Origin of the sequence: Pyxidicoccus xibeiensis (assembly GCF_024198175.1) — a bacterium.
Lineage (GTDB): Bacteria > Myxococcota > Myxococcia > Myxococcales > Myxococcaceae > Myxococcus > Myxococcus xibeiensis.
On record NZ_JAJVKV010000001.1, the window covers coordinates 1,438,426 to 1,454,206 of the forward strand.

Below are 15,781 nucleotides of genomic sequence, written 5' to 3' on the forward strand. Positions count from 1 at the left end.
CGCCACCGACGCCGTGACTCCCCAACAGGCCGGGGCGCCCTCCGCGAGCGGCGGCGCCCCGACGACGGCTCAGACGCGGAAGCCGGTGGACAGCTCCTTGAGCTGACCGAGCGACGCGTTGATCTGCGTCACCGCCTCCTCGGCGGACATGGTGGCGGTGACGACGTCCGCCATCATCGAGGACAGCTGCGTCATCACCTCGGTCATCTGCGCGATGCCCGCGTTCTGCTGGGTGACGGAGGCCGTAATCTGCCGCGCGGCCTGGCTGCTCTCCTGCACCACCGTGGTGATTTCCTTCAGCGTGTTCGCGGAGGCGAGCACCTGCTCGATGCCCTCCTCCATCTTCTGGCTGTCGCCCTCGGCGATGGAGACCGTCTGGCGGATGGCCTGGTTGATCTCCAGGAGAATCTTCCCGATGCGCTGCGTGCTCTGCAGCGATTGACCGCTGAGCGAGCGCATCTCCCGCGCCACCACCGCGAAGCCCCGGCCCTCTTCGCCCGCGCGCGCGGCTTCAATCGCCGCGTTCAGCGCCAGCACGTTGGACTGGTCCGCCAGGTCCTTCACGCTGCTGATGATTTCACCGGCGTGCACGGCCTGGTCGCTCAGGTGCGCGATGCTGCCCACCAGCGCGCCCACCCGCTGGCGAATCTGCTGCAGCCCCTCCGCGCTCTTCTCAATCGACTCCTGGCCCGACACGCTGAAGGCGTCCGCCTGCGCGGCGACCTTGAGCACCATCTCCGCGCGGCTGGCCGCCATGCTGGACGTCTGCGCGATTTCGGCGATGGTCGTGCTCGCCTCGGTGAGGCTGCGGGACTGGTTGGTGAGGAAGTTGATCTGCTCCTGGCTGGCCTGCGTCAGCCGGTCCGCCGCCGACGACAGGTCCGTCACCACCGCGGAGATGGTGTTCGGCACGTCGCGCAGCCGCTGCACCATCACCTGGAAGGAGCGCGCCAGCTCCCCCACCTCGTCCTGCGAGGTGACGTCGATGGGCTGCGTCAGGTCGCCCTCCTGGGCGATGCGCGTGGCCACCGAGGTCAGCTTCCCCAGCGGCACCGTCACCTGGCGGTGCAGCCAGAGCGCCAGGAACACCGTCAGGGCAATGCCCGCCACCACCAGCACGAAGACCATCACCTGCATGGTGCCGTGGACCCACTTCACCTTCACATAGGAGCCGTCGATGGCCTGCGCGTCCTCGGCCACCGCCTGCTGGAGCGCGGTGCGCAGCGCCACGGACGTGTCCTCCAGCTTCGCGAGCGACGCCTCCGTCCGCCCGTCTCCCCTCACCGCCTGCGCGTGGACCTGCTCGGCCTCCGCCCAGTACGTGGCCAGCGAGGCCTTGAGCGCGTCCACCCGCTCCACCTTCGCGGCCGGCACGGCGCGCGCGGCGTCGAGCCTCGCCTCCAGCTCCTTCACCTCCGCGCGCAGCGGCTCCAGCCCGCCCTCCGCCCTGCCCGCCACCGCGAGCCGCACGCTGCGGTGCAGCCCCGGGTAGCGGTGCAGCAGCTCGCGGCTCAGCTCGATGGCGGGCACCTGCTCGGTGCTGATGCGCTCGTAGACGCCGCCCGCGAGCAGCCCCATCGACACGAACGCCGCGAGGATGGCCACGAGGAACACGGCGACGACCGCCGGCAACAGCATCATCTTCTGCTTCAGCTTCAGCTTCAGACGCACCGGGCACCTTCCCTACCGTGAGCGGTCCCCGAGCCCCGAGGGCCCTCGCCGCTCGACGCGGCAGGAGCCCTGCGGATGAAGCATGGCCCCGGAGAGGGCCTGCTGCGCCAACACATGTCGCCTTCCTTCTGGAGGCTCTGACGAGAGCCCCTCGCGCCCGGACGGACCGCTGATCCGCCGCGGCGCGTAGGATAGCGAACTAAGTGGTTCTCCGCGAAGCCCCACACCTCCTATCCACCCCAGCCGCTTCGATAAGCTGGAGGGTCATGGGTGGGAACCGACCCCACCATGGGCGCGACAGCGGGCGCCCCGGACGAGGCGCTCGCGTGCACCCAGAGTGAGGTGGACCGCTGTCGTGAGCGGGCGGGCGGACGGAGGCTCGAGTGACGGGCAGGTGAGCCGCCGTCCTGGATCAGAAGCTCCGGACGCTCTCGGTGAGGTGGAGGTCCCGGCGCTCCAGACGAAGCGAGTACTCGGTACGGACCAGCAGTGCGTGGGCCTCCAGGGCCGATGGGGCGCGGAGGAGCGCCGTGCGCAGGGAGGGCTCCCGCAGCAGGCTGGAGATGCGCGCGAGCACGTTGAGGTGCAGGCCCGCCGTGTCGGGCGGTGAGACCAGGCCGACGAAGATGTGCACGGGGGCATCCTCGGGGTCGCCGAAGTGCAGGCCGCCGGGGTGGATGCCCACGCAGGTGACGATGCGAGGCACGCGCGCCAGCCGGCAGTGGGGAACGGCCACGCCTCCCGGCATGGCGGTGCTGCCCAGCCGCTCGCGAGCCACCAGCGCCGACGCCAGCTCCCGCTCCGGCACGCGGGCCCGCGCCGCCATCAGCCCGGCCAGCTCCTTCAACACCCCGTCCCGGTCCGTCGCCTGCAGCGACAGGCGGATGGAGTCCACCTCGAGATAGTCCGTCCACCTCAACATCACCCCTCCACCGGGCGACCCACCGCCGCCGCCCACACTCGCGACGGAGAGCTAGGTCGTGTCTCGTGGATCCGCATCTGCCCCGCTGAGCGAAGGGCCCCGCGGCGTGTTCCGACAAGGACACTCCGGCCGAGTCCCCCGCGAGGCGCGACACCCGGGGGCCGGGGCTATGGGGCCGGGGCCGGGGCCGGCAGCGCGGGGGCGATTTCCCGCCGGCAGGCCTCGTCGCATTCCTCGAAGCGGGTGAGGAAGTCGGCCTGCCGCCGGCACCGCTTGGCGAAGCGGGGGTTGAGCACGCCCGCATCCGTCACGCACCCCTGCCGGAAGTCGTCCCGCGTCTCCTGGAACAGGGCCGCGCGCTGCGCCGGGGCCATGGCCTTCAGCGCCCGGTTCTCTCCGCCCTGGAGGTACAGCCAGACGGTGCCCAGGATGAGGACGAGCACGCCCAGCACCACCACCTGGCGGACCCGCTTCTCGTTGCCGGGCGGCTCGAGGTCCCGGGTGAAGATGTTGTCGTCGCCACCGTCTCCGGGCGGCGTCCCCCCGGCCATCATCCCTTGCAAGCGCATACCCCCCTGTTCCAGCCCAATCCGGGGTCCAAAGCCAGCGCCACCTTCCGGGCCTGTGCAGAACCCGCACCGCCGGCAGCGAGCCGCGCCCCCGCGCGAGCAGCCGAGAAGGGCACGGGCCTGCCCGGTCTCCAGGTCGCGGGCTCGGAGGTTCCGCCAGGCGTGAGCGGACGGAGCGGCGCAAGCCCTCATGCCTCCCGGGTGGGAGGCGTGCGAGGCCCTTCGCGCCCGTGAGGGTGATTGCGGCACCCGGCGGTCGTGAGGACCGTTGCACAGGACCCGACACCAGGAGTGCCGACGTGGATGTGATTGACCTGTTGATTCAGCAGCACCGGGAAGTCTCCGCGCTGTTCGAGGCCTTCCGGAACGCGACCGATGACGCGAGCAAGCAGGAGCTGTGCATCCAGCTCGCGGAGGCACTCACGCTGCACGCCACCATCGAGGAGCGGTGGATCTACCCCGTCGCGCGCCGCGTGGTGGGCGAGGACACGATTTCGGAGGCGCAGGACGAGCACAACGAGATGAAGCGGCTGCTCGGAGACCTGCTGCGCTCGCGCAACGACGTGGGCGGGATGATGGCGACGGTGAGCGCGCTGGAGAAGGTGGTGACGGACCACGTGCTGGAGGAGGAGCGCGACGTGCTCCCGCAGCTCGGGCAGAAGGTCACCGAGCAGGAGATTGGCATGTCGTGCAACGACATCGTCCGCACCGCCTCGCAGGTCCGCAAGGACGAGATGAGCAAGCTGGAGTCCCAGGCCAACATCTGACGCCTTCGCACGCGGACACGCCCGTCCCGGGCACCCCTCGGGCACGGGGTACCCCTCGGGTTGCACTTACGTCGAATGGAATGCCGGGAAAGTTCTAAGTAGGCCGCCAGAAGTTCCGAGACAAATTCCGGCCGCATGCACAGGTTCAGGAGTATGCGACCGGCAAGGAGCCCAGCCGAGCTGGGGCTGACAGGATACGACAGGCGGAAGCTGGAGCGAGCGTTGCGGCAGGCACGCGATGCCCGCCACTTCCGTCGCCTTCTGGCCATCAAACTCATCGCCGAGGGCAAGGGTCCGGGCGAGGCCGCGCACCTGGCGACCTTGAGTCGGCCGGCCGTCTACTTCTGGCTGGAGCGCTACCTGACAGAGCGCACCCCGTCAGCCCTGGTGGATGCACCCCGCTCGGGCCGGCCCAGAGCCGCCCCGCGTCTGACCTGCAAGCACCTGCGTAAGGTGGTACGCGCCAGCCCAGAGAAGGCGGGCTGGGCGAGTCATGGCTGGACGGTGCCGCTGCTGTGCACCCACCTCCAGCACCAGGGGTTCGAGCTGTCACCCCGCACGCTGCGCCGACGGCTGCATGAGGCGGGGCTGGCCTGGAAGCGACCGCGGTACGTGTACGCGACGGCGGCGCCTCACCTGGGGCAGAAAAAAGGGGCCTTGTTCGCCGTCTGAAGAGGCTCAAGCGCCGATGGCCCCGCGCGGTACTGCTCGTCATGGACAGCACCGTGCTGCGCTGGTTTCCACTGCTGCGTGCGGTGTGGGCTCCGGTGGGCGAGCAGGCGCTGGTGCCGATTTCAGGAGAGAATGCCAAGCGCACGCTGTGGGGCGCCATCAATCCGCGTACCGGCAAGCGTGTCGTCATGGCGACCCGGCGCGGCAGGCAAGAGGACTTCATGGCCTTCCTGCGTGCACTGCGTGCTGCCTACCCCGGCCGTCCGCTGCTGCTGGTGCTCGACAGGGCCAGCTGTCACACCGCCCAGAAGTCTCAACGGCTCGCCGCTCGTCTCGGTATCCATCTGGTGCTGCTGCCCAAGCAGCGCTCGGAACTCAACTGCATGGACCACCTGTGGCGTCCGCTCAAGCAGCGCGTGTCCGCCAACCGGCAGTACCCGACGGTGGAGCAGCACGTCGACGCCGCCATCCGGTGGGTGCTGGGCCTGTCGCCCCGAGAAGCCCTCCGCAAGGCAGGCTGCCTCGCCGAGGGCTTCTGGCTGCGCGATTTGTTAGAGAACTTCTGGCGGCCTACTTAGCGCGGCCAGAACAAGTAGTTGGAAACCGCGATACACCTGCACTTGCGTCGAATGAGTCCGGCGGGTACATGAATCCCCCGTCATCTCGTGAATCCACACCGGGGCTGGGGCCCCACCGCCGGAGCACCCATGAGCTCGTCCGATTCCGACGCTGCTTCCGCCATGCTTGCGCATGCGCTGGAGCCCATCGCAGCCACGGACGTGACGCTGGGACAGGTGCAGCAGCTGGCGAAGCTGCTCTCCGGGACGATTCAGGGCCGGGGCGCTCCGCCGCGGTTCACCATCCTCGGCCCCAACCATGAGGCGCTGCCCATTCCCCGGGACGTGCTGACGCTGCTCCAGCAGCTGGTGGGCATCCTCGCGGCGGGGGACGCCGTCTCCGTCGTCCCGGTGCAGAAGGAGCTGACGACGCAGCAGGCCGCCAACCTGCTCAACGTCTCGCGCCAGTACCTGGTGCAGCTGCTGGACGAGGGACGGATTGCCTTCCACCGCACCGGCACCCACCGGCGCCTGTACACGCAGGACGTGCTCGAGTACCGCTCCAGGCGGAACCAGGAGCGCCGCGCGCGAATCGACGCGGTGGTGCGCGAGGCACAGCAGGAAGGCCTCGCTCCTGACACGGAGAGCAGCAGCTCACCCTGGTGACACCGGCGTGCCGCCCGCGGGGGCGGAGGGCCTCTTCGGCGAAGCGGAACAGGGGGCGTACGGCACCTCGCGGAGAAGGGGCGGCGGTCCACTCCAGAGTTGGATGGCTGACGGGCGGATGTGGACGTGGCCGGGTGGAGGAGTGGCTGCGTGGGACACTCTGAGGGTCTTCGCTTGGAGGGCCCATGCCGGAGTTGAAGCGCGTGTCTCGACGCCTCTGCTCCCTGCGCGCACTCAGCGTGTCGCTACCCCTGCTGTTCGGCTGTGCGACAGGCACAGCGACAACCCTCGTCGAGGGGAGCCTTCAGCCTACGCACTTCCAGTTCGTAACGATCGTTCCCAAACGAGGAGCCGGCCCGGGAGGATGGCGGGCAGTATGTATCCACGCGTTTCTCAGACGGGATACAGGAGACTCGTTCGTGTGCAAATTCGGAGTCGAGATGCCCCTCGAGAATGTGGACGGCCCTATCTCCATCCCCTTGGCCCAGCGTGTTTCCGCTGACTGTGCCAATCAGGCGGCCCATATAGCGTTTCGCTCGGTCACGCCCGCCACTCCGCTGGGCTTTGCCTGCGAGACCTTCAAGAGCACCTACGAGAGCATCCTCAACCGTGCCCTGGGCGGTGCGCACGCCACGAGGGTCTGCCACGCGAGAGCCCAACCCGTCCAGGCAGGTCCCTGACGCATGCCGAGCTCACTTGAAGACCTGCTGGCCATCGCAAGGAACTACTGGCCTTCCACACAGGACGCATACCTGAAGCAGGAAGTCAGTCCTGAGGTCGGGCAGCTCCAGCGCCTCTGGGAGCAGGAGCTTGGAAGAATCGACCGCTGGTGGTCCTTCTTGAGGGACCTGGAGAGCGCCCTGCCTGGATTCACCGTGGGCGATGCCACCGCGACGCGGGACGCCTGCTTTCGCTGCGTCGCCTACCCGCCTGGGAGCATACCGCCCGCACGGCTCCGATGGGCGGCCGTCGGGTGCCTCAGCATCCTGGCGCCGGTCTACACCGTGCACGGAGTGCAGCTCGAATACCGAGGGGCAGAGCGCATCGGCCAGAAGGCCCTCCTCGGGCCGCAGCCCTCCGAAACAGCTCATGCTGCGGCTGTCATCGCCCGGCGACTCGAAACCATGTTCGGAGTCACCGCGCTTCCACGCGAGCTGGCACAAGCACGAGTGCCGCTCTTCGTGGAGTTCAAGGAACCACCGGAGACGCTGCTCATGCACGCCCTGTTCACCAGCAGTCCCGAGAGCGTGCCGTGATGGAACCGGGCGATGGGACGCCAAGGCCTCAGCTCCAACAACGCGAGCCGGGCCTCGACTCCTTCAGCGAAGCTCGTCCAGGCGCTTCTTCATCGTGTCTCGCAGCAGGCGCGTCTTGCGCTCGTCGAATCCAGCCTCCTCCAGTCGCTCCATCCAGGACTCCGCGACGTCGCAGAGCTTGTCGAGCAGCTTGATGACAGCCCCCTCATTCACGCCGTAGCGCTTCCCGAAGGCGACGAAGTGGGCCCGCTTGAGGTTGTCGTTCCTCCCTTCGAACTGAAGGGACATGTGCCGGTCGCCATAGGGCAGCGTGGTGAGCACGTCGTACGCAGGCGACAGCCGGAATCCTCCCGCCGGGCCGTCCGCGAGGATGCTCACGTTTTTCGCATGCAGGTCCCCGTTGCCAATGAGGTAGCTGAAGGCGAGCAGCAGGAGGAAGCGAGCCATCTCGGGGATGGGCGCCGCGCACGTCTCGCGAATCCCCTCCGCGATGTCCGAGCAGGGGATGCGGTACTTGTCCGCGGGGTACATGTTCAGGAACTGGCAGGCGTCCTCCTGGTGGAGCCGCCGGAACCGCTTCTCCTCCTTCAGCCAGACGCGGTCGAAGCGCTTCACCAGCAACCCGGGGTTCTTCTCCCGGTCATGGATGAGCTGGGTGGTGGCGACCTTCAAGCCACACGCCTTGGCCATCCGCATGAAGAAGTGCTCGTTCTGGACGAGCTGGGGTTTGTCGTCGGGATTCAGCTTGAGGATGTACGCGTGCCGCCCGGACGGCAGCAGGGGGAACGAGATGATCGATGCCGAGACCTTCTCCTGCACGCCTGGGATGACGGGCTCGTCGGCTCCCTCTCCCATCCGGGAGAGGCTCTGCTCGAACAATTCCTTGAAGAGGACCGCATCCGGCTTCCAGCGTTCCGCGTGCGGACTGAGCGCCGGGGGTTGTTCTCCATGCGGGACGACGGAGAGGTCTCCGATGGTGTCGGTGCCGGCGGCGATGAGCAGGCTGAGCAGGTCGTCCTCCGAGGTCTTCACCCGCTGGACCAGCACGCGCAGCCGGAGCCCCTCGGGCAACAGGCCCGCGAAGTACGTATGGAGATTCGTTCCCCACGTCTCGACCCGCCGCTGAACGTAGGGAAGGTGGACCGCCAGGCCCCCTTCCTGCCGCGAGTGCTGCGCGAAGAAGCTCTCGTCGTATTCGAAGACCGAGCCGCGCGGAGTGCGTGTGATGGAGCCGACGCGCTTCGTCTCCCGCCACACGTCGGCGACCTGGACGTCAGTAGGCCGCATCACGCAGCTTCTCACTCACGCGAAAGCGCTGCTGGCCGCTCTCGAGCGCCAGTTGCAGCCCGAGGACGTTGAGGACATCGAGGAGCTTGTCGAGCCGCAGGGTCGGCTTGCGACCGCTCTCCACGTCGTAGATGAAAACGGGGCCACAACCGGCCAGGGCGCTCACGTCATGCTGGGTCAGCCCCAGCCGCTTGCGCTGGGTGCGCACCGCCTGCGCGAGCGCCTGCAGCCAGCCACTCGCATCGCCAGGTCCATTCAATGACATGGGCTACGGCCCTCTGCGCGCCTCCCATACAGGAAGCAAAATCCATCCGTTCGAATGGAATCTAGCGCTGAGGAAGGCGGCTGGCCATTTCCTGGGCGCCGAATCCATCCAATCAGATGGATTTTGGCATCAGTCCACAGCACAGGAGGACATGAGTCTCAGTCTCCACGCGCTCGCATGGATTTGGGCTCATTTCGAGCCCTGGGCCCTCCTTTTGGCCCGTTTTCCATGCGCTCGCGAGGATTCTGGGACAAAGCCGGTTGAGTCCACAGCCTGTGCCGGGGAAGGTACGCCCACGCCCGCCTGCCCCCCAAGACGTACGCCTACCGCACCGTCTGCGCCTGCTGCGCGCTGATGCTGTCGCCCGTCACAGTCACCGTGAGGGCCCCCGGCTGCGTGGCCTGGAAGTAGAACACCGCCTCTCGCTGCGCTCCCTCCAGTACCAGCTCCGAGCCGGCCAGCTTCTCCGTGCACGCGGCGTCACCGTAGAACGTCACGCCCTCCGCGCCTCCCGCATCCAGCACCAGCGTGGGCGCCGCCAGCGCGGACAGGTTGCCCAGCGCATCCTGGCTCTGCACCACCAGCGCCCCCGAGCACGCCCCCGCCGTCACCTCTCGTGACGGCGTGAGGAACACCACCCGCGTCGCCTCCTCCGCCACCACGTCCACGTCGAACGTGATGCCCGGCTGCGTCGCCGGGTCATACCCCGCGCCGCTGATGCGGTTGCGGCTGATGACGTTCGCCCCGCCCAGGTCGGAGATGGCCGCCTGATACGGATAGCCGTTCGTCACCGCCGCGCTGCTCAGCGTGTTCTCCACCACCTCCAGCCTCGTGGGCTCCGGCGGCCCGTAGTCCGCCTCCGCCTGAGACAGGTTGATGCCCACGTCGTTGTCCGCCAACGTGTTGTCACGGATGACGACGCCCTGGCACAGCGGCGCGTCATAGAGCGGCCCACCCGCCACCAGGATGCCCGAGGCCGTGAAGCGCGGCCCCGTGTACGAGTGCCCCGTCACCGTGTTCCCCGTCACCCGCCCCGTGGCGCCGTAGCTCAGCTGGATGCCATTGCGCGCAATCGTCGCCTTCGGCCCGCCGCCCTCCACCGTGTTGCCCTCCACCGTCACGTCCACCCGGCCCGAGCCCAGGATGCCCACCTTCTGGTAGCCCGCCACCCGGTTGCGCCGCACCTCCACCTGCGTCACCGCCTCCGCGTCCTCCGCGTTGCGCACCGAGATGGCCGTGCCCTCCTGGCACCCGCCCTCGCCCTCCTTCTGGTGCAGGTCCACCACCTCGCTGTCGAGGATGGAGCCGCTCGCCCCGTCCAGCAGGATGCCGCTCAGCGAGTCCCCGCCCACGTCACACACCCGCTCCGACAGCCCTCGCGCCGACACCGTCACGTCGCGCACGTGCGCCGTCGCTCCCTTGTTGCGCAGCACCGCCCCCTGGAAGTGGCCCCCTTCCGCGTCCACCGCCGTGAGCACGTGCCCCGCGCCGTCGAAGGTGTACCCGTCCGGGATGAAAATCGTGCTCTCCGTCGTGCAGTCCGCCCGCAGCGTCACCCGCGCGTCCTCCAGCGTCGCCAGGCACGGCGGATGCGCGCCGCAGCGCCGCCCACCCCACTCCACGGTGAACACATGCGAGTCACTCAGCCCCGACGCATTCGTCACCGTGAGCTGAACCTCGGGCACCACGTCCGTCGGGAGGCAGGACAGCGCGGACCAGTCCACCTCGCCCGTGTTCCCCGTCCGGCCCGCCGGGCCCAGCAGCCCCACGTTCGTCGTCCACGTGAAGGTGAGCGGCTCGCCCTGCGGGTCCTCCGCCGTCGCCAGCAGCCGCACCAGCTCCGCCGCCCCGGCTCCCGGCGAGGACTGCGAGGTGGCCCCGATGACCGGCGGCAGCCTGCGCACCACGCACAGCTCCACCGTACCCTCGCGCCGGCCACCGAACCCGTCCGTCACCGTGAGCGTCAACCGGCAGTTGTCACAGGCCGCCACGGGCAGCGCGCTCGGCGTGAAGCTCGCCTGGGGCGCCGCCGCGTCGCTGAAGGCCCCCTCGCACGTGGCCGTCCACGCATGGGTGAGCGCATCCCCGTCCTCGTCCACGCTCGCCGACTGGAGCGCCACCGGCGAGCCCACGCCCACCTCCTTCGCCGGCTGCGCCGACAGCTCCGACAGCGACGGCCAGCGGTTGAACTCGGCGGACGAGGCCCTGTCCACGGAGCTCCCGTGAAGCACGTCCACCCCGAAGTCGAGCGTCGCCGCCGCGCCGCGCGCGTCCGTCACCTGGAGCGTCAGCGTGAAGGCCCCGCCCTCCACCGGCGCCGTCCACGTCGGCTTGTCCACCGTCGTATCCGCGAAGCTGAAGCTCCCGCCCGTCGCCCGCCAGGCATACGTGAGGGCCTCGCCCGCGTTGGGGTCGCGCGCCACCGCGTGCAGCGCCAGCTCCGCTCCCGGCCGCACCACCGCGTCCGAGCCCACCACCGCATCCACGATGGGCGCCGCGTTGCCCACGGGCTCTCCCGCCGGCGGAGGCTGGGGCACCAGCACCAGCAGCCCCGGCCGGCGCCGCGCCAGCGTCACGTTGGGCACCTCCACCCGCGCCACCGTCGCGCCCTGCGCGTCCACGGCCGTCGCCCCCACCGTGGCCTCCGCCCCCGAATCCAGCCGGCGCAGCACGCCCTGCCACTGCGCGCCCTCGCCGGACAGCTCCTGGGTGACCGCGTCGCCCTGGGCGGGCGTGGCCGTCGCCACCACGCGCGCCACCGAGCCCGCGGGCAGCGAGCGCGGCAGCGCCACCACCACGCGCGCGGAGGCCGAGGGCTCCTGGGCGATGGGCGGCTCTTCGTGCAGGCCGCAGCCCGCCGCCAGCAACATCACTCCCGCCAGCAGGGCCAGGTGTGTCGTGTCCGCTCGTTTCATGTCGACATCCTCTGTGCTGGACGGGTCCGCGGGCCTGACGATACCGCAAGCGCCCACCGGCCCAAGCAACCGCCCTCCCCTGGGAACGCGCCAGCCCGCTCCCGGGCGTGACGCCCTCCGGGCCGGGCCACACGTCGACTGCCCGACGCCCGGGGGCGCCTGACGTCCGCTACCGGTCGGTGTGCGCTGTGCGGGGCTTCAGTGGAGTTGCGGCGCCGCCCCGGAGAGCGGCGCGCGCGACGCGGGATGGGACGTGCGCGGCAGCTCGACCACGAAGGTGGACCCCTGCCCCGGCACGCTGCGCAGGCGGATGCTCCCCCCGAGCTGCTCGACGATGCGCTGGACGATGTACAGCCCCAGCCCCAGCCCTCCGAAGTGGCGCGAGGAAATTGCCCGCTCGAAGGGAGAGAAGATGCGCTCCTGGTCCTCCACGGGGATGCCCAGCCCCTGGTCCACCACCACCAGCCGGGCCCACCCGTCGTCCGCCGTCACCCGCACCTCCACGGGCTTGCGCTCGCCGTACTTCGCCGCGTTGGAGACGAGGTTCTGCACCACCTGCTCGAGCCGCAGCCGGTCCCACTTCCCCACCACGCCGGGCGCCACGTCCAGCCTCAGCGGCGTGCCGCTCCGCTCCAGCTCCGGCCCCAGCTGCTCGGCCACCTCCCGCACCACCTGTCCCAGGTCCACGTCCTCCAGCTGGAGGCTCAGCCGTCCCGTCCGCAGCTGCGAGGTGTCGAGCAGCTCGGACACCAGGCGCATCAGCTTGTGCGTCTGCCGGTCCACGATGCCCAGCACGCCCGGCGAGGCCACGCCCCCCGCGCTGCGCTGCAGCCCCTGCACGGTGAGGCGCAGCGCCGTCAGCGGGGTGAAGAGCTCGTGCGCGGCCACCGACAGGAACTCGTCGCGCACGCGGATGGCCCGCTGCGCCTGCTCGTACAGGCGCGCGTTGTCCACCGCGAGCGCCACGCGCGCCGCGAGGTTCTCCGCCAGCTCCACGTCCTCCGCGCTCCAGCAGTGCGCCTCGCCGGTGGAGACGAGCGTCAGCACCCCCAGCGTCCGGCCGCGCGCCACCAGCGGCACCGCCAGCCAGGCACAGACGCCCAGCCGCTGGAGCAGCTCCAGGTGCTCGGGCTCCCGCAGGCCCAGGGGCGCCAGCGGCAGGGCGGCGGTGCCTCCGCCGCGCATCCGCGCCGAGCGGCCCGTGCGCGCCACCAGCGGCGCCCCTTCCGGCACGTCGAGCGGCACCCGCAGCCCTCTCAAGGTGCGCACCCGCTCCGAGCCCGCGGGCCCGGAGTGGGCGGCGGCGCGCACGCTGAGCGCGTCGTCCTCCACCAGCAGGGCCACGCACCAGTCGGACAGGAAGGGGACGGCCAGCTCCGCCGCCTGCGCCAGTGCCTTCTCCGCGTCCAGGTGCCCCGCGAGCCGGCGGCTGGCCTCGGCCAGGAAGGAGGAGCGCAGGCGCGCGGCCTCCGCGGCCTGCCGTGCCGCCTGCTCCCGGGCGAGCAGCCCCGCCCGCTCCGCCTCGGCGCGCCGGCGCTGGGTGATGTCGCGGAAGTACCAGCCCCGGCCGAACAACCGGCCGTCCTCGTCCAGCAGCGGGGCGCTGAAGAGCTCCAGGTGGCGCCCGTCCCGCACGGTGAACTCGTCCGTGTAGGTCCCCTCCGGCGTGGACAGCAGCTTGCGCACCAGGTCCAGGAAGCGCGCCGGCTCGCGCACGTGCTGGGCGGCCAGCGGCAGCAGCGTCCGGGCCGAGCCCCCGCGCCGCAGCGCGTCCGGAGTCAGCCCCCACAGCTCGAGCAGGCGCCGGTTGTGGCTCACGACGCGCCCGTCGTTGGAGAGGATGAGGATGCCGTCGAGCGTCGCCTCGTTCTCGCACTCGAGCAGCAGCTTCTGCTCGGAGAGCCGGTGCTCGCTCTCGCGCAGGCGCGCATCGAGGCCGCGGTGCTCCAGCGCCTGCTCCGCCACCCGCAGCAGCCGCTGCACCAGCCCGAAGTACTGCGGGAAGATGGGCCGCGAGGACTCGAAGAAGAGGAGGAACTCGGAGGAGGGGCTGCCCTCGGCCGCCGGGTGGAAGGGGAACTGCCACACGGCCAGCGAGGCCCCTGTGAGCTCGGGATAGGGCAGGTCCACCGTTCCCCAGTGCACCACCGCCTGCGAGCGCTCGGCCGGGGGCTCCGGCCCCGCGGTGAGGGGCAGCTCGCGCGACGCACGCGACAGCCCCGCGGAGCCGAGCAGCCGCACCGCCCCCTGCGGAGACAGCTCCAGCCACAGCACGGCGAGGCAGCCCAGCCGGGTGGCCAGGTGCTGGAGGAAGTCGTCCAGGTCTCCCGTCTCGTTGAAGAGGTCCAGCGCGGCCCGGGTGAGCTCCTGCAGCACGCTCGTCAGCGCGACGGCGTCCACGGCGGGGCTGGAGGCCGCCCCCGGGGTGGACTGAACGGAGGGCGTAGAGGGCCGGATATTCATGCGGGCAGCGACAGCAGGACGGCGGTCTTGTTGTGGAACTGGGGCAGGGACACTCCGAAGGAGCCCACCTCGCCGAAGGTGAGACACCCCATCATCGGCACCTGCCTGCCGAGCGTGGTGTGCATCGCGGTCAGCTCCTCCTGGATGCGCGGGCCCAGCAGGCGGGCTCGCGAGACGCAGTCGAACACCAGCCCGAAGGCCGGCTCGCCGCCCACGCGCTCGCGGGCCTCCGTGGCCGCCAGGGCCGCGGCGGCGATGATGGCGTCGGGCTCGCCCTCCATCATCCGCAGCAGGGTGCCGTCCGGAATCTCCGCCAGGAAGCGCAGGCCGCCATCCACCTCCACGGAGAGCGGGTCGCGGATGGCGTAGCCGCCGGCGGCGCCGGGAATGCCCAGCGGGTGGAGCATGGCGAAGCGCGCGAAGTCGTCGCGGCCCACCTCGTCTCCCCGGAGGGCGGCGATGCTCCGGTAGACGTCGAAGGCGTTGGCGAAGTCGAGGTCCACCACGGCCCGGCCCCGCGTCTGGGTGGCGAGCACCGGAGGTCCATAGGGCTGCCACCCGTGCTGGAGTCCCACGCCGAAGGGACGCTCGGCCTCGAGCACCACGGCCACCACGTGGTCCTGGTAGGTGTGGCCGAAGGCGAACTGCGCGGTGCGCACGAAGTCGAGGTTGTCGCCCGCGCCTCCGCCGGCCCAGGCCACCCCGGCGCCGGCCTCGCGGGTGGCGCCCTGCACCACCCGGTCCCCGTTGGCGCTGAAGGCGTCCGGCAGGAGGATGACCGCGCGGCGGTGCCCGGGAGGCGGCGCGCCGAAGCTCATGAGCGCGTCCTCGACGGCCTGGCGGCCGGACTCGAAGGGGTGGCGGCTCACCGGTCCCGCCACGCCCACGCCCGCCAGCACCCCGCCCGTCAACACGCCCACGACGAGGCCCTGCGACAGCAGCTGCTCGCCCGCGATGAGGCCCGCCGCCGAGCATCCGGCCCAGGGGATGCTCCCCAGCTCATGGCCGAGCGCACCCGCCAGGGCTGGCAGGTCGTACTGCTCCGTGGCAAAGGCAAGCGCGAGGACGGGCGCTGCGTCGTCGTCCTCCAGCGCCTGCCGCACCGCCGTCGCGGCCGCGAGGCGTGGCTCCAGGGCGTCGCTCACCCCGATGTGCAGTGCCACTCCCATCCCTGCGGGTCCCCCGTCGCGGGGCGCTACCGCCCCTCCTCATGCAGGTGCGCACCTCCGGGGCGGCACGCAATCGTGAGGGTGCTCGGGGACCACACGGCAGGGCCCATGCTGGCCCGGTGAGGCGCTTCGGGGCACGGCGCGGGGAGGCCCGCGGCGGCGTCAGGCCTTGCTGCCGACGAAGCCTCCGCCAAAGGGCGAGAAGCCCCGCTTGCGCAGCGCCTCGCGCTCGGACTTCAGCGCGGCCAGCGCCTCGTCACGCGTGCTGTAGTGGTTCACCGCGGCGCCGTTGATGGCCCCGCTGGTGAGCACGAACATGCGCGTCATCTCGTCCCCGCCGAAGCGGTATGAGCGGTGGGTGTAGCGCTCCAGCACCTCACGGCGCTCCTTGCCGAACACGCGCCCCGCGGTGAACTTCACCACCAACCCGTCCAGGTTGATGAGCAGGTCCACCTTGCCAGGGTACCTGGTGAGGTGTGCCTCCACCTCCCGCCGCCAGCGCAGCACATCCTCCTCGTTCGAGAGGATGCAGTCCGTGAAGTTCGCGGTGACGACGTCGTTCGGCGCGTCGTAGTCGAAGCTCATGCTCCAGGCCATCTGAC

General features: G+C 70.5%; 14 protein-coding genes. 5 read left to right on the plus strand and 9 right to left on the minus strand.

All coding sequences use genetic code 11. The annotated features are described in order from the left end of the window. Nucleotides 1-69 precede the first annotated feature (69 nt). The 3 genes from LXT23_RS05875 to LXT23_RS05885 form a co-directional block, all read right to left on the minus strand. The gene (locus LXT23_RS05875) at nucleotides 70-1,665 is read right to left on the minus strand and encodes a methyl-accepting chemotaxis protein (protein WP_407692875.1); all 1,596 of its coding nucleotides are present in this window, start codon (nucleotides 1,663-1,665) and stop codon (nucleotides 70-72) included. 418 nt (nucleotides 1,666-2,083) lie between these two features. Continuing rightward, complete coding sequence (locus LXT23_RS05880; protein WP_253979074.1) at nucleotides 2,084-2,593, minus strand: PTS sugar transporter subunit IIA; 510 nt, start codon at nucleotides 2,591-2,593, stop codon at nucleotides 2,084-2,086. A gap of 167 nt (nucleotides 2,594-2,760) precedes the next feature. Then, on the minus strand, nucleotides 2,761-3,162 hold the full coding sequence (locus LXT23_RS05885; protein WP_253979075.1) for a hypothetical protein: 402 nt from the start codon (nucleotides 3,160-3,162) through the stop codon (nucleotides 2,761-2,763). A gap of 299 nt (nucleotides 3,163-3,461) precedes the next feature. Here LXT23_RS05885 and LXT23_RS05890 point away from each other — a divergent pair, with 299 nt between their 5' ends. The 5 genes from LXT23_RS05890 (at nucleotide 3,462) to LXT23_RS05910 (ending at nucleotide 7,080) form a co-directional block, all read left to right on the plus strand. After that, nucleotides 3,462-3,929, plus strand: a complete 468-nt coding sequence (locus LXT23_RS05890; protein ID WP_253979076.1) for a hemerythrin domain-containing protein — start codon at nucleotides 3,462-3,464, stop codon at nucleotides 3,927-3,929. Nucleotides 3,930-4,151: 222 nt separating this feature from the next. Continuing rightward, the gene (locus LXT23_RS05895) at nucleotides 4,152-4,601 is read left to right on the plus strand and encodes a helix-turn-helix domain-containing protein (protein ID WP_253979077.1); all 450 of its coding nucleotides are present in this window, start codon (nucleotides 4,152-4,154) and stop codon (nucleotides 4,599-4,601) included. A 41-nt stretch (nucleotides 4,602-4,642) separates the two neighbouring features. Next, nucleotides 4,643-5,179: an IS630 family transposase gene (locus tag LXT23_RS05900; protein WP_253979078.1), complete on the plus strand. Its 537-nt coding sequence runs from the start codon at nucleotides 4,643-4,645 to the stop codon at nucleotides 5,177-5,179. A gap of 129 nt (nucleotides 5,180-5,308) precedes the next feature. Continuing rightward, the gene (locus LXT23_RS05905; protein ID WP_253979079.1) at nucleotides 5,309-5,824 is read left to right on the plus strand and encodes a helix-turn-helix domain-containing protein; all 516 of its coding nucleotides are present in this window, start codon (nucleotides 5,309-5,311) and stop codon (nucleotides 5,822-5,824) included. Between the two features lie 683 nt (nucleotides 5,825-6,507). After that, nucleotides 6,508-7,080 carry a hypothetical protein gene (locus LXT23_RS05910; RefSeq protein ID WP_253979080.1) on the plus strand — a complete coding sequence of 191 codons (573 nt, stop codon included), beginning with the start codon at nucleotides 6,508-6,510 and terminating at the stop codon, nucleotides 7,078-7,080. A 63-nt stretch (nucleotides 7,081-7,143) separates the two neighbouring features. On the opposite strand, the gene LXT23_RS05915 is transcribed toward LXT23_RS05910, so the two are convergent. The 6 genes from LXT23_RS05915 to LXT23_RS05940 form a co-directional block, all read right to left on the minus strand. Beyond that, on the minus strand, nucleotides 7,144-8,367 hold the full coding sequence (locus LXT23_RS05915; RefSeq protein WP_253979081.1) for a type II toxin-antitoxin system HipA family toxin: 1,224 nt from the start codon (nucleotides 8,365-8,367) through the stop codon (nucleotides 7,144-7,146). Further along, nucleotides 8,354-8,632: a helix-turn-helix domain-containing protein gene (locus LXT23_RS05920; protein ID WP_253979082.1), complete on the minus strand. Its 279-nt coding sequence runs from the start codon at nucleotides 8,630-8,632 to the stop codon at nucleotides 8,354-8,356. The genes LXT23_RS05915 and LXT23_RS05920 overlap by 14 nt, the downstream gene beginning before the upstream one ends. Nucleotides 8,633-8,955: 323 nt before the next feature. Next, nucleotides 8,956-11,547: a PKD domain-containing protein gene (locus LXT23_RS50050; protein WP_267146674.1), complete on the minus strand. Its 2,592-nt coding sequence runs from the start codon at nucleotides 11,545-11,547 to the stop codon at nucleotides 8,956-8,958. A gap of 198 nt (nucleotides 11,548-11,745) precedes the next feature. Next, the gene (locus LXT23_RS05930; protein ID WP_253979083.1) at nucleotides 11,746-14,010 is read right to left on the minus strand and encodes an ATP-binding protein; all 2,265 of its coding nucleotides are present in this window, start codon (nucleotides 14,008-14,010) and stop codon (nucleotides 11,746-11,748) included. Continuing rightward, on the minus strand, nucleotides 14,007-15,179 hold the full coding sequence (locus LXT23_RS05935; RefSeq protein ID WP_253979084.1) for an FIST signal transduction protein: 1,173 nt from the start codon (nucleotides 15,177-15,179) through the stop codon (nucleotides 14,007-14,009). The genes LXT23_RS05930 and LXT23_RS05935 overlap by 4 nt, the downstream gene beginning before the upstream one ends. A gap of 162 nt (nucleotides 15,180-15,341) precedes the next feature. Continuing rightward, nucleotides 15,342-15,776, minus strand: coding sequence for a hypothetical protein (locus LXT23_RS05940; RefSeq protein ID WP_253979085.1), 435 nt, complete (start codon nucleotides 15,774-15,776; stop codon nucleotides 15,342-15,344). Nucleotides 15,777-15,781 lie beyond the last annotated feature (5 nt).

Coding starts and splice junctions, on each gene's coding strand:
- LXT23_RS05915 (WP_253979081.1), bottom strand. CDS start 8,367: ATGCGGCCTACTGACGTCCAGGTCGCCGACGTGTGGCGGGAGACGAAG.
- LXT23_RS05940 (WP_253979085.1), bottom strand. CDS start 15,776: ATGGCCTGGAGCATGAGCTTCGACTACGACGCGCCGAACGACGTCGTC.
- LXT23_RS05935 (WP_253979084.1), bottom strand. CDS start 15,179: ATGGGAGTGGCACTGCACATCGGGGTGAGCGACGCCCTGGAGCCACGC.
- LXT23_RS05880 (WP_253979074.1), bottom strand. CDS start 2,593: ATGTTGAGGTGGACGGACTATCTCGAGGTGGACTCCATCCGCCTGTCG.
- LXT23_RS05905 (WP_253979079.1), top strand. CDS start 5,309: ATGAGCTCGTCCGATTCCGACGCTGCTTCCGCCATGCTTGCGCATGCG.
- LXT23_RS50050 (WP_267146674.1), bottom strand. CDS start 11,547: ATGAAACGAGCGGACACGACACACCTGGCCCTGCTGGCGGGAGTGATG.
- LXT23_RS05910 (WP_253979080.1), top strand. CDS start 6,508: ATGCCGAGCTCACTTGAAGACCTGCTGGCCATCGCAAGGAACTACTGG.
- LXT23_RS05900 (WP_253979078.1), top strand. CDS start 4,643: ATGGACAGCACCGTGCTGCGCTGGTTTCCACTGCTGCGTGCGGTGTGG.
- LXT23_RS05930 (WP_253979083.1), bottom strand. CDS start 14,010: ATGAATATCCGGCCCTCTACGCCCTCCGTTCAGTCCACCCCGGGGGCG.
- LXT23_RS05920 (WP_253979082.1), bottom strand. CDS start 8,632: ATGTCATTGAATGGACCTGGCGATGCGAGTGGCTGGCTGCAGGCGCTC.
- LXT23_RS05885 (WP_253979075.1), bottom strand. CDS start 3,162: ATGCGCTTGCAAGGGATGATGGCCGGGGGGACGCCGCCCGGAGACGGT.